General features: G+C 67.8%; 20 protein-coding genes and 1 pseudogene. 11 read left to right on the forward strand and 10 right to left on the reverse strand.

From position 1 onward, the window contains the following. The first annotated feature begins 135 nt into the window (after positions 1 to 135). A complete protein-coding gene (locus VFG33_RS33055; protein WP_325056929.1) occupies positions 136 to 792 on the forward strand; it encodes a cupin domain-containing protein in 657 nt (218 codons plus the stop codon). On the opposite strand, the gene ptsP is transcribed toward VFG33_RS33055, so the two are convergent. The 5 genes and pseudogenes from ptsP to VFG33_RS33080 form a co-directional block, all read right to left on the reverse strand. Next, positions 789 to 2,792 carry a phosphoenolpyruvate--protein phosphotransferase gene (gene ptsP / locus VFG33_RS33060; protein WP_414673000.1) on the reverse strand — a complete coding sequence of 668 codons (2,004 nt, stop codon included), beginning with the start codon at positions 2,790 to 2,792 and terminating at the stop codon, positions 789 to 791. The two genes, VFG33_RS33055 and ptsP, sit on opposite strands and share 4 nt — an antisense overlap. Beyond that, positions 2,781 to 3,191 (reverse strand): annotated as a pseudogene (gene dhaM / locus VFG33_RS33065) (dihydroxyacetone kinase phosphoryl donor subunit DhaM); the annotation flags it as partial. The pseudogene dhaM and the gene ptsP, both read right to left, overlap by 12 nt. Positions 3,192 to 3,269: 78 nt before the next feature. Then, positions 3,270 to 3,893: a dihydroxyacetone kinase subunit DhaL gene (gene dhaL / locus VFG33_RS33070; protein WP_414673001.1), complete on the reverse strand. Its 624-nt coding sequence runs from the start codon at positions 3,891 to 3,893 to the stop codon at positions 3,270 to 3,272. Positions 3,894 to 3,895: 2 nt separating this feature from the next. Beyond that, positions 3,896 to 4,900 (reverse strand): dihydroxyacetone kinase subunit DhaK, encoded by a 1,005-nt coding sequence (gene dhaK / locus VFG33_RS33075; protein WP_325056930.1) that lies wholly within the window; start codon positions 4,898 to 4,900, stop codon positions 3,896 to 3,898. Positions 4,901 to 4,949: 49 nt separating this feature from the next. Beyond that, a complete protein-coding gene (locus VFG33_RS33080; protein ID WP_325056931.1) occupies positions 4,950 to 5,561 on the reverse strand; it encodes an RNA polymerase sigma factor in 612 nt (203 codons plus the stop codon). A 10-nt stretch (positions 5,562 to 5,571) separates the two neighbouring features. Here VFG33_RS33080 and VFG33_RS33085 point away from each other — a divergent pair, with 10 nt between their 5' ends. After that, the gene (locus tag VFG33_RS33085; protein ID WP_325056932.1) at positions 5,572 to 7,245 is read left to right on the forward strand and encodes a serine/threonine-protein kinase; all 1,674 of its coding nucleotides are present in this window, start codon (positions 5,572 to 5,574) and stop codon (positions 7,243 to 7,245) included. 117 nt (positions 7,246 to 7,362) lie between these two features. Here VFG33_RS33085 and VFG33_RS33090 read toward each other — a convergent pair whose 3' ends face one another. The 3 genes from VFG33_RS33090 to VFG33_RS33100 form a co-directional block, all read right to left on the reverse strand. After that, positions 7,363 to 8,082 carry a hypothetical protein gene (locus VFG33_RS33090; RefSeq protein ID WP_325056933.1) on the reverse strand — a complete coding sequence of 240 codons (720 nt, stop codon included), beginning with the start codon at positions 8,080 to 8,082 and terminating at the stop codon, positions 7,363 to 7,365. A 75-nt stretch (positions 8,083 to 8,157) separates the two neighbouring features. Beyond that, complete coding sequence (locus VFG33_RS33095) at positions 8,158 to 8,871, reverse strand: hypothetical protein (RefSeq protein ID WP_325056934.1); 714 nt, start codon at positions 8,869 to 8,871, stop codon at positions 8,158 to 8,160. Next, positions 8,868 to 9,479, reverse strand: a complete 612-nt coding sequence (locus tag VFG33_RS33100) for a TenA family protein (protein WP_325056935.1) — start codon at positions 9,477 to 9,479, stop codon at positions 8,868 to 8,870. Before VFG33_RS33100 ends, VFG33_RS33095 begins: the two co-directional genes overlap by 4 nt. Before the next feature lie 195 nt (positions 9,480 to 9,674). Here VFG33_RS33100 and VFG33_RS33105 point away from each other — a divergent pair, with 195 nt between their 5' ends. From VFG33_RS33105 to VFG33_RS33115, 3 genes are read left to right on the forward strand one after another with little or no spacing between them, the layout of a single operon-like run. Continuing rightward, positions 9,675 to 10,961 (forward strand): ABC transporter substrate-binding protein, encoded by a 1,287-nt coding sequence (locus VFG33_RS33105; RefSeq protein ID WP_325056936.1) that lies wholly within the window; start codon positions 9,675 to 9,677, stop codon positions 10,959 to 10,961. Further along, on the forward strand, positions 10,958 to 11,902 hold the full coding sequence (locus tag VFG33_RS33110; protein WP_325056937.1) for a carbohydrate ABC transporter permease: 945 nt from the start codon (positions 10,958 to 10,960) through the stop codon (positions 11,900 to 11,902). Before VFG33_RS33105 ends, VFG33_RS33110 begins: the two co-directional genes overlap by 4 nt. After that, on the forward strand, positions 11,899 to 12,726 hold the full coding sequence (locus tag VFG33_RS33115; RefSeq protein WP_325056938.1) for a carbohydrate ABC transporter permease: 828 nt from the start codon (positions 11,899 to 11,901) through the stop codon (positions 12,724 to 12,726). The genes VFG33_RS33110 and VFG33_RS33115 overlap by 4 nt, the downstream gene beginning before the upstream one ends. Positions 12,727 to 12,730: 4 nt before the next feature. Here VFG33_RS33115 and VFG33_RS33120 read toward each other — a convergent pair whose 3' ends face one another. After that, positions 12,731 to 14,161 (reverse strand): family 43 glycosylhydrolase, encoded by a 1,431-nt coding sequence (locus VFG33_RS33120; RefSeq protein WP_325056939.1) that lies wholly within the window; start codon positions 14,159 to 14,161, stop codon positions 12,731 to 12,733. 78 nt (positions 14,162 to 14,239) lie between these two features. Here VFG33_RS33120 and VFG33_RS33125 point away from each other — a divergent pair, with 78 nt between their 5' ends. After that, positions 14,240 to 14,500 (forward strand): hypothetical protein, encoded by a 261-nt coding sequence (locus tag VFG33_RS33125; RefSeq protein WP_325056940.1) that lies wholly within the window; start codon positions 14,240 to 14,242, stop codon positions 14,498 to 14,500. Here the strand turns inward: VFG33_RS33125 and VFG33_RS33130 are convergent. Continuing rightward, a complete protein-coding gene (locus tag VFG33_RS33130) occupies positions 14,461 to 15,303 on the reverse strand; it encodes a hypothetical protein (RefSeq protein WP_325056941.1) in 843 nt (280 codons plus the stop codon). The genes VFG33_RS33125 and VFG33_RS33130 overlap by 40 nt on opposite strands. Positions 15,304 to 15,450: 147 nt before the next feature. On the opposite strand from VFG33_RS33130, the gene VFG33_RS33135 reads away from it, so the two are divergent. The 5 genes from VFG33_RS33135 to VFG33_RS33155 form a co-directional block, all read left to right on the forward strand. Then, complete coding sequence (locus VFG33_RS33135; RefSeq protein ID WP_325056942.1) at positions 15,451 to 18,126, forward strand: patatin-like phospholipase domain-containing protein; 2,676 nt, start codon at positions 15,451 to 15,453, stop codon at positions 18,124 to 18,126. Positions 18,127 to 18,294: 168 nt separating this feature from the next. Beyond that, positions 18,295 to 18,528: a hypothetical protein gene (locus tag VFG33_RS33140; protein ID WP_325056943.1), complete on the forward strand. Its 234-nt coding sequence runs from the start codon at positions 18,295 to 18,297 to the stop codon at positions 18,526 to 18,528. Between the two features lie 91 nt (positions 18,529 to 18,619). Beyond that, positions 18,620 to 20,011 (forward strand): FGGY-family carbohydrate kinase, encoded by a 1,392-nt coding sequence (locus VFG33_RS33145; RefSeq protein WP_325056944.1) that lies wholly within the window; start codon positions 18,620 to 18,622, stop codon positions 20,009 to 20,011. Then, positions 20,008 to 20,625: a histidine phosphatase family protein gene (locus tag VFG33_RS33150; protein ID WP_325056945.1), complete on the forward strand. Its 618-nt coding sequence runs from the start codon at positions 20,008 to 20,010 to the stop codon at positions 20,623 to 20,625. Before VFG33_RS33145 ends, VFG33_RS33150 begins: the two co-directional genes overlap by 4 nt. Then, on the forward strand, positions 20,622 to 20,761 hold a 140-nt coding region (locus VFG33_RS33155), incomplete at its 3' end, for a DeoR family transcriptional regulator (RefSeq protein WP_325056948.1). The genes VFG33_RS33150 and VFG33_RS33155, both read left to right, overlap by 4 nt.

A 20,761-nucleotide genomic window follows, 5' to 3' on the forward strand; every position in this document is an offset into this window, starting at 1 on the left:
GACGCTGCCCGGAGTCCCGCTCTACAAGTCGTTCGGATTCGCCGAGGTGGAAGCTGCCGACCTGCCTATGCCGGACGGCGTCGTCCTCGGTGGGGTCGCGATGGAACGCCCAGTTGACCAGATCGGAGACGCACGATGACCGCAGGCACCACCGTCCAGGCCCACGACGGCACCGAGGTGGTGCTGGGCGAGATCGGCACCCGGATCCTGCTGGAGAACGACCGCATCCGCGTCTGGGAGGTCGCCCTCGACCCCGGTGAGGCCCAGGCCTGGCACCTGCACCACAACCCGTACGTCGTGCTCTGCCTCTCGACCTCGCCCTGCCACATGGACTGGCTAGAGGGCAGTCCTGCCCGTCAACTCAGCGAGACTGTCGGCGGCTCGGTCTACCGGCCGGTCTCGCCGGTCCACATGCTCACGAACCACGGCGACGCGCAGTACCGGAACCGCCTGATCGAACTCCTCGACCTCGGCGAAGAAGCCTCCGGCGAACCCCGGGTGGTTGCTGACGGCATCGACCAGGAGAGCGGGTTCGAGACCATCGGTGAGGTGCCGGCCAAGGTCGTCGTCGACGAGCCGGACGTCCGCGTCCAGCACGTCACGCCGGACGCCGGGGAGTCCTACACCTGGCGAACCGGCGCCTACCCCGCCCTAGTCGTAGACCTCGACCTGGCGACGGACCCCGCCACAGGCATCACCTACCTCAACCCCGGCGACTCCCACACCCTCCCCACCAAGCAGACCCAAACCTCCGGCTACAACCTGGTCGAACTCCGCTATTACGCCACCTAATCCGCAGATCTCAGCAGCATCCGGACGTCTGCGGCGCTTGCTGAAACGAGAGCGTTGGCGGCTGTCCGGGCGCTGTCCTCGAAGGTGAGTTGGCGGACCCGGGCCTTGATCTGCGGCACCTGTGGTCCGACTGCGCTCAACTCACGCACGCCCAGCCCGACTAGCAGCGCGGCGCCGTCCGGGTCGCTCGCCAGATCACCGCAGACCGCAACATGCACGTCCTCAGGCGCGTTCCGCACCACCCGGTCGATCAACTGCAGAACCGAGGGATCCAGACCGTCCGCAAGTGAAGCGACAGCCGTGTTGGTCCGGTCTGCCGCGAGCGTGTACTGAATCAGGTCATTCGTTCCGATGCTGACGAAGTCGAGCCCAGCGGCAAGCGTCGAGATCCGCAACGCCGCTGCCGGTACCTCGACCATGATCCCGACCTTCAGCCCAACCGGTCGCGGCCCGAGCGCGTCGAGCTCACTCAGTCCCCAAGCAACTTCCTCGGCCGTCGTGACCATCGGGAACATCAGCTGCACCGGCGTTTCCTGCGCAACCACGCGGATCGCCTGCAGTTGATCTCGCAGCAACTCTGGGCGCCGCCGGAACACCCGTACGCCGCGCTCGCCGAGGAACGGATTCGCCTCCGCGGCCTGCGGCAGGAACGGCAGCGGCTTGTCCCCACCGATGTCCCAGGTCCGGATCGTGATCGGCTTCCCGCTCAGTGCGGCCGCGATCGCGCGGAATACTTCGGCCTGCTCCTCGATCCCGGGCGCCTGTCGCCGATCGCCGAAGAGCACCTCGGTCCGCACCAGCCCGGATCCGTCCGCGCCGCGTACGTCGAGGGCGTCCTGCACCGAACCAACGTTCACCAGTACGTGGATCGTCTGCCCGTCCACGGTGACGGCCGGTCGATCCGCATCGGCGAGTGCGGCATCTCGCTCAGCCGCCCGCGCGCGAACCGTAGTACGGAAGGCTTCTTCGTCCGGGTCGACCACAAACGAGCCGGTCCGCGCGTCGAACGCGACCAGAGCGCCGGCGGGTACCACCACGTCCCCGATTCCCGTGATCAAAGGGATCCCGCGCGAGCGTGCCACGATCACACCGTGCCCGGTCGTCCCGGCCGCCCGGACCGCCACGCCCACAACCCGCTCCGCATCCAAGGCGGCAGCAGTGGCAGCATCCAACTCCGGTACTACGAGTACGCCGTCCGCGGGTGATTCCGTGGGGTCAGCCACGCCGGTCAGGGCCCGCAGGATCCGATCGCGCACACTCCGAACATCCTGGGCACGCTCACGCTGGTAGGGATCATCGAGTTCCTCGAAAGCTGTCGCGAGCTTGTCCAGAGTCTGCTTCCACGCATCGGGCGCACTCTTGCCCTGAGCGATCGCGCGGTAAGCCGCATCAAGCTGAACCACATCATCAAGCAACGCCAACTGCGCATCGAAGATCCCGGCCTCGGCCGCCCCGATAACCTCAGCCGCCCGATCCCGAAGCAGCCCCAACTGCCCCTCCGCCTTCTTCTGAGCCTCCTTGGCCCGCTCCCGCTCAACCTCCACATCCCCACTCCGATACCCGCCGAGCTCAACCTCCCCCTCAACCACCACGGCTGGCCCAACCGCCACATCCAACCCCGACCCACTCGTCCCACCACCCAGCGCGACTGCCTCCGCCTCACCGCCGACGGCGGGCTGGTCGTCGAAGGCACGGGCGGCCAGTTGGCGTACGGCCTCCAGCGCTTCTGCGGCTTGTGGGCCGGATGCGGTGACTTGGAGGCGATGGCCCTGTTGAGCATTCAGAGTGGCGACCATGCTGAGGCTGCCCGCCTCGACCGGCCCGCGTCCCGTATCCAGATCCTTCAGCCTGACAACAGCGTCATAGCGATGTACCAGTGCGACCAGTTTCGCCGCCGGGCGTGCGTGGAGACCGTGCTCGTTGCTGACAGCAACTTCAATCTCGAGTTCGTCCTCGGCAGCAGCAGTGGGCTCTTCGGTAGGCGGCGCGGTGTCGCCCAGGTGGTCCTGTTTGGCGACCAGGCCGCGCCCAGCCTCCGCGACGACCGCATCCAGGCGCGCACCCGTGGAGGCAGTGACCACTGCCGCGACCAGACCCTCGACGAGTGGTGCGCTCGAGAGCACCACCCGCTCCGCGACTTCCGGATCGACGAACTCCAGCGCCATCTCCGCGCTCATCACCGCGCTGCCGAGGTCGAGCAGTACGAGAACACCATCCGGGCTGTCGGCCGTCGCTATCGCCTCAGCGACCGCCGCTGCGTCAGTACCGAAGGTCGTCTCGTCCAGTCCGGCTGCCACCGCGATCACCGGTCTGTCGCCCTCGGCAACCATCTCCGACGCCAGCCCGACCGCCGCCGTCGCCAATGCCCGGCTATGCGACACCACCACGATCCCGATCATGTCCACACCGTCCCGATCTTGCTCACGCCGGCACCGCCCTGATCCCGCATGCAGGCGGCACCATTCCGGATCGGCTGCTCATGCCAGTGTTCGGGCGGCGGACTCCAGTAAGAGGGTTGTGCTGGTGGCGCCTGGGTCCTGGTGGCCTGCGCTTCGTTCGCCGAGGTAGCTCGCCCGGCCCTTGCGGGCGACCAGTGGCGTCGTCGCGTCCCGGCCCTTGGCGGCGGCCTCGGCGGCGGCACCGAGTGCCCCGGCAAGGTCGGAACCACCTGCTACAGCCTCGTCGTACGCATCGAGCGCCGGCGCCCAAGCGTCGTACATGGTCTTGTCGCCCAACTCAGCCTTGCCGCGGGCGAGGATGCCGCCGACGCCGGCTCGCAATGCCTCACCGACCGCAACAGGCGTGATCTCCACCCCTGCCAGAGCGGTTCCGAAGCGCAGGAAGAAGGTGCCGTAGAGCGGCCCACTGGCCCCGCCGACCTTGCTGACCAGCGTCATCCCGGTTTTCTTCAGCAACTCGTCGACCGTCTCGAACGAAGACTCGTCCAGTACTGCGACAACCGCCGCGAAACCACGATCCATATTGCTGCCGTGGTCCGCGTCGCCGATCGCCGAGTCGAGCTCTGTCAGGTACGCCGCGTTCTCGTGCAGCGTCTTCGCCAGGTCCCGCAACCAGTCGCCGAATGCCTTGACGTCCGCCATGCTCACGCATCCCAGCGTAGGCCGGGGGTGTTCACCGGAGCGTCCCAGAGACGTACCAGTTCGTCGTCCACCTTCAGCAGCGTGACCGAGCAGCCGGCCATCTCCAGCGAGGTGATGTAGTTCCCGACCAGCGATCGGGCGACCGTGATCCCGGCCCGGTCGAGCAGTTGCCGGACCTCGTTGTACATCACGTAGAGCTCGATCAGCGGCGTACCGCCCATGCCGTTCACGAAGGCGATCACCGAGTCGCCCTGCTGGTACGGCAGATCGCTGAGCACCGGGTCGACGAGCAGTGCGGCGATCTCCTTGGCCGGTGCCAAGGGCAACCTTCGCCGGCCGGGTTCGCCGTGGATGCCGATGCCGAGTTCCATCTCGTTCTCGGCCAGTTCGAACGTCGGTTTGCCCGCGGCCGGGACCGTGCACGACGTCAGCGCCATCCCCATGCTGCGGCCGTTGCCGTTGACCCGCTTGGCGAGCTCGGCGACCTCCTGCAGCGGACGTCCCTCCTCGGCGGCGGCGCCGACGATCTTCTCCAGCAGCACGGTGACGCCGACACCCCGCCGACCGGCCGTGTACAGGCTGTCCTGGACCGCCACATCGTCGTTGGTGACGACCGAGAGCACCTCGACGCCCGCGTCGGCCGCGGCCAGTTCGGCGGCCATCTCGAAGTTCATCACGTCGCCGGTGTAGTTCTTCACGATGTGCAGCACGCCGGCGCCCGCGTCCACCTCCTTGGTGGCGGCCATCATCTGGTCCGGCACCGGCGAGGTGAACACCTCACCCGCACAGGCGGCGTCCAGCATCCCGAGCCCGACGAACCCGCCGTGCATCGGCTCGTGCCCGGACCCGCCGCCGGAGATCAGCCCGACCTTCCCGGCCCTGGGCGCGGACTTGCGATAGACGATCCGGTTCTCGTGGTCGACCCGGATGTGGTCCGGGTGCGCCGCCTCCAGCCCGCGGAGCGCTTCACTCACAACATCGGCAGGGTCGTTGATGAGCTTCTTCATGAGCCCATCTGAGCACACCGAACGGCGTGGCGGGAGCCCTCCGAGGGGGTCAGTCCTTCGGGCGGAGCAGGGGGCGGACCACCTCGCGGGCGTCGTGGATGCGGGACTTGATGGTGCCGAGCGGGGCTCCCACCTCGGCGGCGATCTCCTCGTACGACAGCCCGTACACGTCGCGCAGTACCAGCGGGGTGACCATCTGGGGGCGGTCGCGTTCGAGCGTCTCCAGCGCCTCGAGCAGGTCCAGGCGGGTGCCGGCGATGACGCTGGTGGTCCGCGGGTCCGGCCTGTCCATCGTGTCCGGGTTGTGCGCCGTCTGGGCTGTCCGCTTCAGCTTGCGGTACGTCGAGCGGGCCGAGTTCGCCGCGACCGAGTGGACCCAGGTGGAGAAGCTGCTGCGACCGGAGTACGTGTGGATCTTGGTGGCGATGTTGAGCAGTGCCTCCTGGGCCGCGTCCTCCGCGTCGGCGGAGTACGGCAGCACGCTGCGGCAGATCCGGAGTACGCGGGGATGGACCAGCCGCAGCAGGTCGTCCATCGCGTGCTTGTCACCCGCGGCGGCACGCTCGGCCAGTACGCCGAGGTCGTCGGTCGGGCTGTTGCTCTCGCTCATCTGCGCCTTCGCTGTCATCGGTCCCCGGGCGTAGGACTCCGAGTACTCCATAATGCCTTGTATGGGGGTCCCATCCAGACTAGGCCGGTATGTCGTGCGCCGCCGCCTGGGCTCAGGCGGTTTCGCTACGGTATGGCTTGCTTACGATGAGCAACTGGATGCCGAGGTCGCGGTCAAGGTACTGGCCGACAACTGGGCCCACGACGACTCCGTACGCCGCCGGTTCCTCGAGGAGGGGCGGTTCCTGCGCCGGGTCGAGTCCGAGCACGTCGTCCAGGTCCACGATGTCGGCGAACTCGAGGACGGGCGTCCCTTCCTCGTTCTCACGTACGCCGACCGCGGCACGCTCGCGGATCGCCTGAAGAAGGAGCCACTGGCGCTCGAGAGCGCGGTCGGGGTGATCGTCCAGGTCGGACGCGGCCTCCAGGCGCTGCACCGACGCGGGTTGCTGCACCGGGACGTGAAGCCGGCGAACGTGTTGTTCCGGAGTACCGACGAGGGCGAGCGGGCGGTGCTGTCCGACCTGGGACTGGGGAAGTCCCTGGACGAGGTGTCGCGGATCACGATGCCAGGCGGTACTCCGTCGTACGTGGCGCCGGAGCAGGCGATGGGCGAGCGGCTGGACCAGCGCGCGGACCAGTACTCGCTCGGCGCGGTCGCCTACGCGGCCCTGACGGGTCGGTCCCCGCATCAGGTCGACGGGCTGGGAGCAGCCGGCCGCGTGAAGGCGCCCGCGCCGCCGAGCTCGCTCGGGTTCGACGTCCCGGGGAAGGTCGATGCGGCGATCGTCCGCGCGCTGGACCCGGACCGGGAGAAGCGTTGGCCGGACGTGGTCTCCTTCACCCGCGAGCTGATCGGCGCCCTGGACGAGACCACCCACAACTTCCTCCCCGCCGCGATCGCCGCGCCCGTCGTCGAGAAGAACGGCGAGGCCGCCGTCGAAGCCACTGTCGAGCCGAGCGGCGAGAAGACCGCCCTGAGCGAGTCCAATGCTCCGACTGTGGTCAAGACCCCACCGGAGCCGGCCGACCCCGAGACCAAGCAGGCTGACGACGAAGCGAAACCGGCCGCCGCGGTGGCGCTGCTCGCCCAAGACCCGCCTGCCAAGGAGGCGGGCAGCGAGGATTCAGGGTGGGTGGCGGGTGCCGCTGAGGCGGCCGCTGCCTGGCGCAGGCGGCGGCGTCGCCGGTGGCTGGTCGCAGCGCTCCTAGCGTTGCTGATCGGCGGCGGGGCCGGGTACGGCGCTCAGCGGTACCTCGAGCCGCGGCTACTCGTCAGCGTGAGCCAGGGAAACTTCACCGTGAAGGTGCCGCGCGCCTGGGCCGAGGACGTCGCGAAGTCCAACTGGCGGCCGCCGGGCGAGACGACCGACCGTCCTGCGATCAGGGTCAGCAAGGACGGCAACTGGGACGCCCCCGAGGCGGGCACTCCGGGCGTGTTCGTCGGGCTGATGGTGCGCAACGGTGAGGTCACGAAGACGCTGCCGTCCGGGGGCGGCGAATACGGCTGCACCGGCGAGGTGCATTCCACCGATCCGATCACCGACGCGGCCGGGCTGGCCAGCGTGGACCGGGCGTTCACCGGCTGTAGCAATGGCACTACGCTCTTCCAGCGAGTCGAGGACGTCGGGACGTCCGACCGCCTGCTGATCCAGGTCGTGGTTCCCGGTTCCGACTCGGCGCGTGCCAGCGAAGTGGCCGACTCGGTCACCTATTCCGGTGAGGGAAAACCGTGAGAATCGTCGTCGAGCGGCTCAGGCCGTCGCCAGCCCTGATCCACTCCAGCCGCCGCCGCTTCTACCAGGTGCGCTCAGCCGTCTTCCGCACCATCTGGCCCCGCTGACCCGCAGAGGTCAGAGGCCTGCGTCGGTGCGGGTGACGGTTTGGGTGGCGTGGTCGAGGACGTCCATGATCGCCGGGCTGTCCTGGGGGAGCCCGGTCGAGCTGATCTCGACTGCCGCGTTGGGGCTGCCCTCCAGGGCGACCCAGCGGACCACGACGCGCCGGAGGTACTCCTTGGGGATGTAGGTGTACGTCAGGGTCGCCGTCCGGCCGTCGTCGGAGACCTTCTGCGAGACCACCTTCAGATCCTGGTCCGCCGGGTTGTTCTTGAGCGCCTCGATGCGCTCCGCCATCGAGTCGGCCGGCAGCCGGCGAATGCTGAACCCGGCCGCGATCCGGATCCACCGCAGCGTCGTCGGATCGGTGTAGCGCATCTCCTTCGGCGGGTCCTGCAGGGTGTCATTCCAGTTCCTGGGCACCTCGACCGTGATGCTGGACCGCACCACCGCCTCGACGTCGAAGTGGCGGAGCTTGTACTCGAGGTCGCTCACCGCCAGCGCCTCGGCGTCGTTCGGCTGGGCGATCTTGACCGGCTTCGTCGGCGGCGAAGCCGGTGGGGTGGTGGGGGTGCTGACCAGTGAGAGAGGGACGGCCACGCCGTGCGCCGCCGCGGTCCGGGCCGATGAGTTCCAGAGCCCGAATCCGTAGCCGCCGGCACCACCGATCGCGGTGATTCCGACCATGCTGGAGCAGAGCAGGACACTGCCCACCCACCTGCCGGCCACGACCATCCCCTCTCCTGGTCCGCCCCCGATAGCCTTATGACGGTCTGTGCCCCCGAAAGGTTGGCTGCCGACCGGTAAAGGTTAGGACTTCGCCTTCGCCTCGACCGACCGGGTGGCCTCGTCGAGCACCGCGGTGAGGCCCTCGGCGTCCTGGGGCAGCCCGGTGATGCTCATCTCGACGGTCGCCTGTTCGTCGTCACCGGTGGCGATCCAGCGGACGATCACATAGCGGCGGACCTCGTTCGGGATGTAGGTGTAGATCAGCGTCGAGACCGCCCGGCTCTGGCCGTCGTCGTCCTCCAGCACGGTGTCGGTCTGGGCCAGCAGTCGCAGATCGTCCTCATGCGGCACGCTGCTCTCCAGCTCCAGGGTCAGCTTCTCCCGGAACTCGTTGGTGCTGAGGTCCGGCGGGAAACCGGACTCGACCCGCACCCCGCGTTCCTTCAGCGGATCAAGGAACTTCACCTCGCCCGGGGTCTTGGTCGAGCGGGTCAGCGTCCAGCCATCGGGCACCCGGATCGACACCGCGACCGGCTTGTCCTTGCCTTGCTGCACAGTGAAGCTGCGCCTGCCGAAGTCCAGGCCTTCGGTGCCGAACGCCTTCAGGTTGGATGGTTTCGGCGTCTTGATCGGCAGCACCTCGGCCGCGCTCGGTGAAGCCACCGGTACCGGTGCCGCGAGCCCGAACGCCCCGGGCACCTCCGGCTGGTCGAGCCTCTCACCGCCCACGAATCCCGCTGCCGCGCCGAGCGCCGCGAGCAGTGCGACACCGCCGGCCAGGACGGGAGCCCTCACCCCTGCACCAAGTCCCAGAAGGCAAGTTCGAACCGGACCACCCGGTCGAACGCCAGGCTCATCGGAGCCGTCAACTCCTCACGATCCACCAGCGCCGCCAGTTGATCGACGTACGCCGAGAACTCCGGCGACGACCAGTTCGCGATGAATCCGGCGTACTGCGTGTCCGGGTCGGTGCTGTCCCGCACGGAGGCCCAGGCGTCGTAGTACGCCTTCTCGACGCCGTAGAGCACGGTGATGCCGACCGGCCAGCCCTCCTGGACGGAGGCGAGCAGGTAGGAGGAATAGCCCACGTTCAGCAGTGATGGCTCAGCTGTGAGGTCGAGTCCACGCTCCGCCGCGGCCGACTCGAACAGCTCCAGTTCAGGCCCGAGTGCCGCCAGCCCACCGGCCAGTACTTCGCGCGCCTGCTGGTCCGGCGCGATCCGGGTCAAGGCCTCGAGGAAGGCGCGGAACGAGAGGACGAAGAAGTGGTCCTCGGCGAGCCACCGGTCGAAGGTGGCACTGGGTAGCGAACCGGCCGAGGTCCGGATCACGAAGGGGTGATCGAGGATCCGCTTCCAGGCGGGTTGCTGGTCGAGCAGCAGGTGGCGGGTGGTCTCGGGCACGCCGCCATCTTCTCAGGCCACCCCGACCGTTCGCTTGCTGAATCCTTTCAATTCAGGGTCGCGGAGCTCTTGACACTGCGTTCGCGCCGTCCGTAGGTTGCCGGGTGAGCAAGATAACACTCGTTCTCGTTTAGTTCACAGCGATCCGCGATATTTCCGGGGCCTTTGTTCTCGCCCCAGAGCTCAGGAGGAACCGTGGCACCAGTGATCGATCGGTCCATCAGCCGGAGGCGCGTCCTGCAGTTGATGGGTGGCGCGGCCGGGGTGGCCACGCTGGCCGCTTGTGGCGGCAGCGGTTCGTCGTCGTCCGGTGGCGGGCTGAAGGTTGTCGGCGCCGGCAGCCAGGAGGCCGGACTGCGCAAGGCGCTGGACGACTTCAAGAAGCAGAATTCCGACTTCGACTTCAACCTGTCGTTCTCGCCGGCGGACCAGCTGCAGACGTCCCTGCGGGCCCAGCTCGCGGCGGGGAACGCGCCGGACATGCACGCTGTCTATCCCGGCAACGGCAGTGCGATGTCGATGGTCCAGCTGAGCAAGGCCAACCTGCTGGCCGATCTGAGCGACCAGGCGTGGACCAAGAAGATCCCGAGCGGTTTCAAGGGTGCCTACCAGCAGGACAGCAAGACCTACATCTTCTCGCCCGGTACCAGCGTGCTCGGCGCGATTTACAACAAGAAGGCGTTCGCCTCCGCCGGTGTCGAGGTGCCGACCACCTGGAGCGAGTTGCTGGCGGTCTGCGAGGCCCTGAAGAAGAAGGGCATCGTGCCGCTCGCGCTCGGCGCCCAGACGCCCTGGGTGACCCAGCTGATCAACTACGCGCTGGTCCCCGGCACGGTCTACGCCAAGCAGCCCGACTTCGACGACAAGATGGCAGCCGGTTCCGCCACCTTCGCGGGATCCGGCTGGGCCGACGCGATGACGAAGTACCTGGAACTGCAGAAGCGCGGCTTCTTCAACGACAACCCGAACGGGACGACGTACGAGCAGGCGACGTCGATGGTCGGCACCGGGAAAGCCGCCATGGCAGTGCAGGTCTCAGCGGTGCTGCAGGCATACCGCGATGCCGCGCCGTCGCCGGACGACCTCGGCATGTTCCCGCTCCCGGCGACGGACACGGTGGCCGAGAACTGGATCCCCGGCGGCATCGTGGTCGGGATCGCGATCAACGCGAAGACCAAGAAGGCCGACCAGGCCCGCAAGTTCATCGAGTACTGCGGGCAGCCGGACACGATCAACTCCTGGGCCGAGGCCGTCGCCTGCGTCCCCCTGTACTCCGATGGCGAGCCGAAGGTGGATCCGGTCCTGAAGCCGTTCCTGCCCTTCCTGTCGGCGGACAAGGCGGTTCCGTTCATGGACCAGCGCTGGCCCAACGCCGAGGTGCAGCCGACCCATTTCGCGGTGGTCCAGGAACTGCTCGGCGGCCGGACCACCGTCGACGGCGCCCTGAAGAAGATGGACGAGGCCTACCGGAAGGCCACGTGACCGCGCTGACCACTCCACCGCTCAAGTCCGTACGCCGGGACTCTGTGCGACCGGTCAAACGCCGGGGGAGTGGGATCGCGCCGCCGTGGTGGTTCGCGGCGCCGGCGTTGGTCGTCTACGCGCTGGTGATGCTGTACCCGAGCATCGTCGGCGCGGGGTCGGCCTTCACCGACTGGGCCGGGGTCGGCGAGCAGCGCTCGTTCGTCGGACTGGAGAACTTCCGGCAGTTGGTGCACGACGACCAGGCGCTCGGCGCGCTGCGCAACACCCTGCTGCTGACGATCGCCATCGTCGTGGTGCAGAACGGCCTCGGCCTGCTGCTCGCCCTCGGCGTCCACACCACCATCAAGAGCCGGATGGTGTTGCGGGTGATCTTCTTCGCCCCGGTCGTGGTCAGTCCGGTGATGGTGTCGTTCCTGTGGAAGTACGTCTACAACCCGGCACCGGACGCGGGCCTCAACGCAGTACTGAACGCAGTGGGTCTCGGGGCGTTGCGCCAGGACTGGCTGGGTGATCCGTCACTGGCGATCTGGTCGGTCGCCTTCACGGTGATCTGGCAGTGCGCGGGCTACTCGATGGTGATCTTCCTGGCCGGGCTGGAAGGGGTGCCGCAGGAGTTGCACGAGTCGGCGATGGTCGACGGCGCGAGCACGGTCGCCCGGTTCCGCCACATCACCTGGCCGTTGCTGGCGCCGGCCGTGACGATCAACGTGATGTTGTCCACGGTGGGCGGACTGACCCTGTTCACGCAGATCATCGCGATGACCAACGGCGGGCCGGGATATGCCACGGACACCCTGTCGACCGTGCTCTACAAACAGGCCTTCGTCTACGGCAAGTTCGGCTACAGTACGGCGGTCGCGCTGGTACTCGCGATCTTCGTCGCCGCAGTGTCCTTCATCCAGATCGGATATCTGCGTTCGAGGGAGACGGCAGCATGAGAACCGGCTACCGCCCGCGCACCTTCGCGCTGGAGATCATCATGGTGGCCGTCGCGGTCGCCTTTCTCTTCCCGGTCTACGCACTCGTCACGCTGGCGTTCAAGGATCCGGAGCAGATCGCCAACTCGCCGCTGTCGATGCCAGACCCGCCATCGACGGCGAGCTTCGGTACTGCGTGGGAGTCGGCGTCGCTGGGATCCGCCCTGCTGAACAGCACCCTGATCACTGTCAGCAGTGTGCTGCTGCTGATCGTGCTCGGTTCGCTGGCGGCGTACTTCCTGGCCAGGCGTGCTTCCCGGTTGAGCTACAGCCTCTACATCTTGTTCCTGGTCGGCATCATCCTGCCGTTCCAGCTGGGCATGATCCCGCTCTACCAGCTGGTCAACGATCTCGGCCTGCTCGGCACGTACCAGGGCATGATCCTCTTCTACACCGGGATCCAGCTGCCCTTCACCGTCTTCCTCTACACCGGGTTCATCCGCTCGTTGCCGGCCGACTACACCAACGCGGCGCTGATCGACGGTGCTTCGCACCTTCAGGCCTTCGGGTACGTGATCTTCCCGCTGCTGCGGCCGATCACCGGCACGGTGCTGATCCTCAACGCGGTCCACATCTGGAACGACTTCTTCACCCCGCTGCTCTACCTCGGCGGTTCGGGCCGGGAGACGGTGCCGGTGCGGGTGTTTGCCTTCGTCAACGAATACACCTCGGACTACGGCCTGGTCGCGGCCGGCCTCGTCCTGGCCGCGCTGCCGATCCTGCTGGTCTTCCTGGTGCTCCAGCGCTACGTCATCCGCGGTTTCTCCAGCGGCTTGAAGGGGTGATGCTTCAGTAGACCTCGATGCGGTCGAGGCTGACCTGGGTGCTGGTGGAGGCAGGGTTCTTCTCGCCGGTGACCCGGACCTTCAGCGTGTGCGGTCCGGCGGCCAGCGTCGGGCTGATGTAGGTCAATTGCTCGCCGACCCGGATCGAGCTGTAGTAGTCGACCCGCTGCTCGGGACCGCCGTCGATCGAGATCGCGGCGATGCCGTTGCCCTTGTCCACCACACTCAGCAGAGCCACCTTGGTGCCGGTGAACCGGATCGTGGCCGACGCGTTCGCGATGCCGGTCCAGTGATCGTTGCCCCAGAAGCACTGGTTCCCGCAGCCGGATCCCGAGTTCCACGTTCCGGCGTACTGGACCTGGTTCGTCCCGGTGCCGACGTCGGTGTCGTTGATCACCGAGGTGGTCGCGCCGGCGTCTCCGGAGGGCAGGGTCTGGGTGGCGCCGGCGGCCAGCGGGCTGCCGAGGTTCGGGGTGCCGTCGGGGTTCCAGCTGATCTTCTGGACCCGGGTGGTGCGGAACGCATACGTGTAGGTGCTGGTGTTCTTGCCGTGGTAGGCGATCCAGTCCTCGGTGCCGTCGGGGGACTGGAAGAACGAGTGGTGGCCTGGTCCCCAGACGCCGGTGCTGTCGTTGCGGGAGAAGATCGGGCCGGCGTGCTGCACCCAGTTCGCCGCGACCATCGGGTCGGCGCCGTTCGCGATGCTCTTCATCCACAGCTGGTAGTCGGGCTTGCCGGTGTCGCAGGTGGAGTAGGTGAGGAACGTCCGGCCGTTGCGGTAGAGCGGCGTAGGACCTTCCCGTACTTCGGTGCAGCCGCCGCTCGCCGTGATCGCGACCCGTGCGCCGGTCGCGGTCCACGCGTTGCTCATCCGGACGATGTACAGCTGCGCGGGACCACCCTGGCCGCGGCCGGCACCGGTCCAGACGAAGTACTGCTGGCCGTTGTGGGTGATCGGCTCGCCGTCGATCGCGTATTCGCCGAAGTCGGCGATCTTGGCCTTGAAGGTGTACGGGCCGAGCGGGTCGTCGCCGGCGGACTCGAGCACGTACATCCGGTGGTTCGCGTCCACGCCGTCGGAGGCGGTGTAGTAGATGTACCAGCGGTTGCCGACATGGCGGAACGCGGGCGCCCACATCTGCGTGTTCCGGCTCGGGTCGCTGTCCCGCCAGACCACGTGCTCCGGCGCGACCAGGAGATTGGCCAGGCTCGGCGAGGACCAGATGCCGATGTGATCCCCGGTCGTGGTCGCGACGTAGTACCGGCCGTTGTGGAAGAACAGCGACGGGTCGGCACCGCCGTTCACGGGATTCCGGAAACTCTGAGCCATCACGGCCTCCGTGGCGACCGGTTCGGGTGGTGTCGCCGCCGTGGCGGTCCCAGTGAGCAGGAGGGCGGCAACGACGCAGGTGAGGATGGAGCGGGCGAGCCTCATGACAGCACTTCTACAACGTTGGAACTGCTCTGTAAACCGTTTACACCCAGATCGAAAGGTGGGCGTTGGGGAACCGTGGTGGGTTTCGGCTACGTCGAAGCCGGCATGAAGCTCAAGGTTCGGGTGGTGCACTACCGCTGCCAGGGCGTGGACTGCTGGTACGCCGACATCGACGACGCCAACGATCGCCAGCCGGACGACCCCTACTGGTACGTGGACGGCTGCCGCACGCAGTCCGAGGCGCTCACCGCTGCTTGCGTCGAGTTGGCGGCGCTGGACCGGTCAATTGCTGCCGGCACCTATCCCCAGCGCGTCAGCGGTACGCCGGCTGCTGCCTGACTCTCCTGGAAGCCGTTGCGCAGGACAACCATTGTGGCGGCGAGCAGCTCGGTCCGCGGGCCAACCAGTTCGTCGTCCAGCAGCCTGGTGTCGCCGTCGGACTCGAACTCCCGGGCACTGTTCGTCACCAGGTTCAGCAACTCTGTATTGCTCCGCATTGTCAACCGCTGCAGGGCGATCCGGTGAGCCGCCACTCCACGCAGACCCGGCAGCAGCCGTTCGCCGACGACGACCTCGGCCCAGGCTTCAGCCAACTGATTGGACAATCCGTCAACTCCGAGCCAGGGCTCGACCGCTCCACCGAGCCGCCGGCGGTAGCCGTCCAGCCACGGTGAGCAGGCGCCTTCGATGGACCCGATGGTGAAGACCGCCGGGATCCGCCCGTCTGCCACGACCTCACGCAGTACGGCGATGTTCTCCCGCACCGCCGCGAACCGGGGCGATCCGCCGAACAGGTCCAGCTCGTACTCCACCAGGATCCCGAGCCGCCGCAGGACCTGGACCGCGAGAACCACCTGCCGGAGCCGGCTCGCATCCCCCGGAACGCCGGAAAGATCCAGTTTGGCCAGGAACAACCCGCTGTCGCGCAGCTTCTGGAAGACGGCGGGCGAGACGTCGGCCGGCGTACAGGAGGTGCTCCAGAGGATCCTGCCGAGCAGACCGTCCGCTGTCAGGTGCTCGACCACGTCGGAGCCGAAACCGGACGCCGCGCGCTTGGTTTCGCAATGGAGCGTGGGAATGGCGGCGCCATGCAACCGGTCGCTGAACCGGCGCAGCACCACAAGGCCTTGATCAGTATCCATGGTCCCCCCACGACGCCGATCGAATGTCTTCAAGGTCCGCCTGCTGACCACCGATGTCAAGGGCAACGCCTGAGCCCGTGTCCAATCGGGCAGCTCCGGTGGGCGCGGCCCCTGGCTGATCCCGGCGGGCCGGTCCATCATGGTCCGATGCTTGGGGAATCCTCGGGAACCAGAGGTGTCGCGACCATCGAGGAGATCGGTCGGCGGCGCACGTTCACCCGCACGTTGTCACTCGCGATCGTGCTGTTCGTCGTCCAACTGCCGATGGTGGACGCCGTCCGCGACAACGCCGGATCCGCCTTCGACTGCTCGATTCCCGGCCGGCTGTCGCTGCTGGTCGACGGCGCCTTCATAGCGGCCTACGTGTACTCCGCGTATCGGGCGTACAAGTACGTGCGGTTCCTCAGAATCCCCCGCTGGCAACGACTTGCGCGGACCGGCGCGCTGCTCATCGGTGCCGCAGCCGTGCTCGACGTCATCGAGGACGTCCGGCTCTGGAACGACTTCGCGGCCACCGAGGGGGTCTGCGCGGGGCTGTCGACGGGGTGGTTCACCTGGCTGATGCGGATCGTCTGGATCGCCGGCGCCTTGGTGCTCGCCGTCTGCTTGTTCGCGACCAGCCGCTACGGGCAACGGAAGCTGTACGGCAAGGAGTCCGACACCTCGGTGGACTTCAAGTGGGTGCCGGATCCCGGTCCCGACGCCGGCCGGTTGGTGATCTGCTGCTCGGGTGGCGGCATCCGGTCGGCCTCGTTCTGCCTCGGCGCACTGCAACTGCTCCGCGAGAAAGGCCTGTACGACAAGGCGTCCACCGTCATCGGGGTCAGCGGCGGTGGCTACCTGGCAGCCGCGTTCCATGTTCTCCGCCGGACCAGTGCCGATCCGTTCTCGCCCGGCTCGCCTGAGTTGTCCCGGCTCCGCCGACAGACCCGCTATCTGCTGCAGGGTGGCAGCGCGATGTTCCGGGCCGCGTTGTCGGTCTTGTTCGGTCTGGTCGTCAACCTGCTGCTGATCGGGATCGTCCTGCGGGCGATCGCCTGGGTGCTCGGCTGGTTCCTGGCCGATCAGAAGGTGATCCTCGCCGGCAACGAGGAGATCCGGGTCGACTGGCGGCCGGGCGGTTCGTGGTGGTTCATCGGGCTCGCCCTGTTCCTGCTGCTGGTCAGTGCGGCGATGTTCGTCCTGGAGAAGGTGTGGGACCGCTGGGCGCGAATGCCGGATCCGGTACGCCGCGTACTCAACAGCGTCGCCAGAGTCACACTGCTCTACGGTGTGCCGGTCGCGGTGCTCTTGCTCGGCGTACCGGGAGGGCTTTATTTGTTGGGGAAACTGCCCGGGGACAATCCTGACCAGCCGAGTCTGCCGTCGGCCTTGCTGGCGCTGGTGGATCCGACCAAGCAGGGGCTGGCGTCGTTCAGCGCGCTGGTCGTCGTGCTGATCGGGCTCGGCCGCACGGTGTGGAACGGTCTGGCGGTGGAGAGCAAGGATCCGTCGGAGTCCGGACTGCGGGCCCGGCTGCTGGCCTTCGCCCGCAACAAACTGGCTCCCTGGGTCGGCAGCGGCATCATCGTGATCGCGGCGATCATCGTGCTGCTCCGCTGGACCGGCGGCTATGCCACCGACCGCTCCTACCAGGAGGACTGGTCGGTCGCGCTGATCCTCGCGGTGATCGCGATCGCGATCAAGGTGCTCACGGACGCGAACCGGACCTCCCTGCACTCCTTCTACCGCGAGCGGCTGTCCCGGGCGTTCCTGGTCACCCGGCAGGACAACGGCGCCGCGGTCAGCCTCGACTACAGCCTGCGCCTGCGGTACTCCGAATGGGCCAAGCCGGCCGAAGGCGGACCGCAGTTGGTCATCGCGGGGGTCGCGAACGTTGCGGACGCGGACTTCGTCCCGAGCCAGCGCGACTGTGTGCCGTACATCTTCGACCCCGACCAGATCGGTATCGTCGGGGACCGCTCGCTGCCCGCGGGCGGCCGTCGCCAGACCGCCGACTACGAGCGCGAGGCCGACTTCCTGAAGCGCGAGGTGACGGTTCCGGCCGCGATGGCGATCAGCGGTGCCGCTGTCAGTCCGCTCACCGGCCGGGCGAACAGCCGGACCCGCCCGGTGCGGTTGTTGCTCGCACTGCTGAACGCGCGCCTCGGCGTCTGGCTGCCAAATCCGTACTGGAACAACCACGCCGATGGCACCCCGTCCTTCCCGGAGGTCACCGGCTTCAGTGCCCGGGTACGCCGGTACGTCGGCAGCGTGATCGACAAGCCCGGGCCCTACCGGCTGCTGCGCGAGGCGGTAGGCAGTCCTTCCATGTACGACCGGCGGATCTACGTCACCGACGGAGGCCATTACGACAACCTCGGCCTGGTCGAGGCGCTCCGGCGGAAGCCGGCCCAGGTGATCGTGGTCGACGCGTCGAACGATCCGGAGGACCGGTTCAACGCCCTCGGCGAGGCGATCGCCACCGCTCGGATGGACCACGGGATCCGGGTCGACCTCGATCCGGCGCCGATGATCCGCGGCGGCAAGGCCCGGGCGGATCGCGCCTGGGCCTACGGGATCGCGACCCATCCGCTGACCGAGGGCGAGGAGAAGCCGTACAAGACGGAGATCTTCTTCCTCAAGGCGCTCCTGGCCGGTCACCTCGGCTGGGACATCGAGCAGTACGCCGCCTCACACAGCGACTTCCCGCGCCGGTCCACCGGCGACCAGTTCTACGACGAGTGGGATTTCGAGGCCTACCGAGACCTGGGATACGTCCTCGCCGAATCCCTCACCGACCACCACCGGGTGAAGGACCGCCTGGCAGATCTCGCGGACTGATAGACGCGGGCTATCGGCAACGTCTTGTCCGTGAGATCGCTAGCCAACACGCTGCCGAGGCAATAATCTTTACCAAGATTTAGGCGTGACGCTTGGACGTGCAGTTCGTTGATCTGTCAGACAGTTGTCGATCATCGGGTCTCCTGGGGGGATCCGGAAGGGCCGCCCGTGCACCGTTTCAACTCACCGCCCAGCTGGCCCGAGCCGCCGACCGCCGCCTGGCGGCCGCCGCTCGGCTGGGAGCCAGATCCCGAGTGGCCGGACGCCCCCGCGGGCTGGGGCTTCTGGCTGAACCGCCACGGCCGTCGGGCCAGCGGCCCGATCGGCGCCTACGGAGCGGTCGACGCAGGTCGGCTCGAGGTTGCGACCGCCGACCGCTCGCTGCTGTTGATGCTCAGCTGACGCACTTCTGACGCTCCACCCGCACTGCCTTCTTATCGCGATCTGATGTTACGTTATCAACGTACCTAACATCTGGCCGTGGGGAAGGGGCGTGGACGTGGCCTGGATCGGCGTGGACCTCGGCACCCAGAGTGTCCGATCAGTCCTGATCGACTCCACGGGCACCGTGCTCGCCCGCGCGACGCGGTCTCTGAGCAGCAACCGCTCCAGCGATACCCACGAGCAGGACCCGCGGGACTGGCTCGCCGCCGTCGACGCGACCCTGGCCGAGGTCTCCACTCCCGAGGTCGAGGGCCTGGCGATCTGCTCCACCTCCGGGACCGTCCTGCTCACCGACGAAGCCGGCCGCCCCACCACTCAGGCCCTCATGTACGACGACGCCAGGGCAGCCGCACTCTTGCCACGGATCGTGGCGACGGATCCCGACCGCTGGTCCTCGAAGATGCAGCCCACCTGGGCGCTCCCGAAGATCCTCTGGCTGGATCCCCAGGGTCGGCGCATCGCGCACAGTGCGGACGTGGTCGCCGCGGACCTGGCCGGGCATCCCGTCGCCACCGACACCAGCCACGCTCTCAAGACCGGCTACGACCTGATCGCCGACCGGTGGCCCACCGAGGACTTCGAGCGACTTGGCCTGCGTCCCGAAATCTTTCCCGAGGTGGTTCTCCCTGGCACCGAGCTCGGTCGGGTCTCGACGGCAAAAGCCCAGGTCACCGGGGTCCCTGCCGGTACTCCGATCTACGCGGGCATGACCGACGGGTGCGCCGCACAGATCGCTGCCGGCGCCTTGAGCCCCGGCGCCTGGAACTCCGTCCTCGGCACCACCCTCGTCCTCAAGGGCGTGAGCAAGGACCTGCTCGAGGATCCGACCGGTGCCGTCTACAGCCATCGCCATCCCGATGGCGGCTGGCTCCCCGGCGGTGCGTCGAACACCGGCGCGGGCGCGCTCACCATGATGTTCCCCGGCGCCGACCTCGACGCCCTCGACCACGCCGCCCGCGCGCTCGGTCCGATCGACGCCGCGATCTATCCGCTGACCAAACCCGGCGAACGATTTCCCTTCGTCGCTCCCCACGCTGAAGGCTTCGAGCTCGGCGATATCCCTGATGACCTGCACCGGTACGCCGGAGTCCTGCAGGGCGTGGCCTTCATCGAGAAACTCGCCTTCACGCATCTTGAGTCGCTCGGCGCCGAGGCGATCCGATCCGTCTCGCTGACGGGCGGAGCAGTCCGCAGCGGCTACTGGAACCAGCTTCGCGCCGACGTTCTCGGCGTACCGGTGGAACTGCCCGCGGCAGCCGATCCGGCGTACGGGATGGCAGTTCTTGCGGCGTCGGCCGGTACGTCGCTGACGGAAACCGCCGCCCGGCTGGTTCGGATCGACCGGGTCATCGAGCCGCGCCCGCAGCCGCGACTGCAGGACCTGTACGGCGGGTTCGTGGCGGAACTGGATCGACGGGGGTATCGGGGGATTCGCGGATGAGGACGACCGTCGTACTGGCGCGGCATGGGCGGACCGAGTGGCATCACGGCAACAGATACACCGGGTCCTCGGACCTGCCGATCGACGGGGTCGGTCAGCAGCAGGCGGAGCGGCTCAGGGACTGGGCGACGGAGTTCGCGCCGGACGCGCTCTGGTCGTCGCCGATGCTCAGGGCGCGCCAGACGGCTGCACCTACCGCGGAGGCGCTCGGGCTCCCGCCCTTGGTCGACGGCCGGCTGCGTGAGCTCGACTTCGGTGAAGCGGAGGGCCGCATGCTCAGCGAGTTGCCGCCGGCCGTGGCGAAGGCGTTCCAGCTCGATCCGGTCGGTTGGCACCTCCCGGGCGGGGAGGATCCGGTGGCGGCGGCCAACCGGGTCCACGAGGTGTTCCAGCAGATCTGCCGCGACCACGAGGGGCAGAAGGTGCTGGTCGTCGCGCACAACACCCTGATCCGGCTGCTGGTCTGCCGGGTGCTCGGGCTGGAGTTGCGGAACTACCGCAGACTGCTGCCCGTACTCGGGCCCGCGGCGTTGGTGCGTTTGCGGTGCCAGGACGGCACAGTGGGTCTCGAGGCGTACAACATCCCCGCAGTCCGATCGGAGATCCCCGCATGACCGAAGTGGACGGTGCTGAACTGAGCCGGCCGGCGCGGCGACAGGCCGAGATCGCGGCGTACGTCGTGAAGCACGGCTCGGTCTCCGCGAACGACCTGGTCGAGGCGTTCGGGGTCAGTGTGATGACGGTGCACCG

The organism is Kribbella sp. (genome assembly GCF_035687465.1).
In the GTDB taxonomy this organism is placed as follows: domain Bacteria; phylum Actinomycetota; class Actinomycetes; order Propionibacteriales; family Kribbellaceae; genus Kribbella.

What these genes read in the sequence shown, in the direction of transcription:
- VFG33_RS33090 (WP_325056933.1), bottom strand. Translation starts at nt 8,082, where the DNA reads ATGGTCGTGGCCGGCAGGTGGGTGGGCAGTGTCCTGCTCTGCTCCAGC.
- VFG33_RS33150 (WP_325056945.1), top strand. Translation starts at nt 20,008, where the DNA reads ATGAGGACGACCGTCGTACTGGCGCGGCATGGGCGGACCGAGTGGCAT.
- dhaK (WP_325056930.1), bottom strand. Translation starts at nt 4,900, where the DNA reads ATGAAGAAGCTCATCAACGACCCTGCCGATGTTGTGAGTGAAGCGCTC.
- VFG33_RS33055 (WP_325056929.1), top strand. Translation starts at nt 136, where the DNA reads ATGACCGCAGGCACCACCGTCCAGGCCCACGACGGCACCGAGGTGGTG.
- VFG33_RS33085 (WP_325056932.1), top strand. Translation starts at nt 5,572, where the DNA reads ATGGGGGTCCCATCCAGACTAGGCCGGTATGTCGTGCGCCGCCGCCTG.
- VFG33_RS33115 (WP_325056938.1), top strand. Translation starts at nt 11,899, where the DNA reads ATGAGAACCGGCTACCGCCCGCGCACCTTCGCGCTGGAGATCATCATG.
- VFG33_RS33135 (WP_325056942.1), top strand. Translation starts at nt 15,451, where the DNA reads ATGCTTGGGGAATCCTCGGGAACCAGAGGTGTCGCGACCATCGAGGAG.
- VFG33_RS33120 (WP_325056939.1), bottom strand. Translation starts at nt 14,161, where the DNA reads ATGAGGCTCGCCCGCTCCATCCTCACCTGCGTCGTTGCCGCCCTCCTG.
- VFG33_RS33130 (WP_325056941.1), bottom strand. Translation starts at nt 15,303, where the DNA reads ATGGATACTGATCAAGGCCTTGTGGTGCTGCGCCGGTTCAGCGACCGG.
- VFG33_RS33080 (WP_325056931.1), bottom strand. Translation starts at nt 5,561, where the DNA reads ATGGAGTACTCGGAGTCCTACGCCCGGGGACCGATGACAGCGAAGGCG.
- dhaL (WP_414673001.1), bottom strand. Translation starts at nt 3,893, where the DNA reads ATGGCGGACGTCAAGGCATTCGGCGACTGGTTGCGGGACCTGGCGAAG.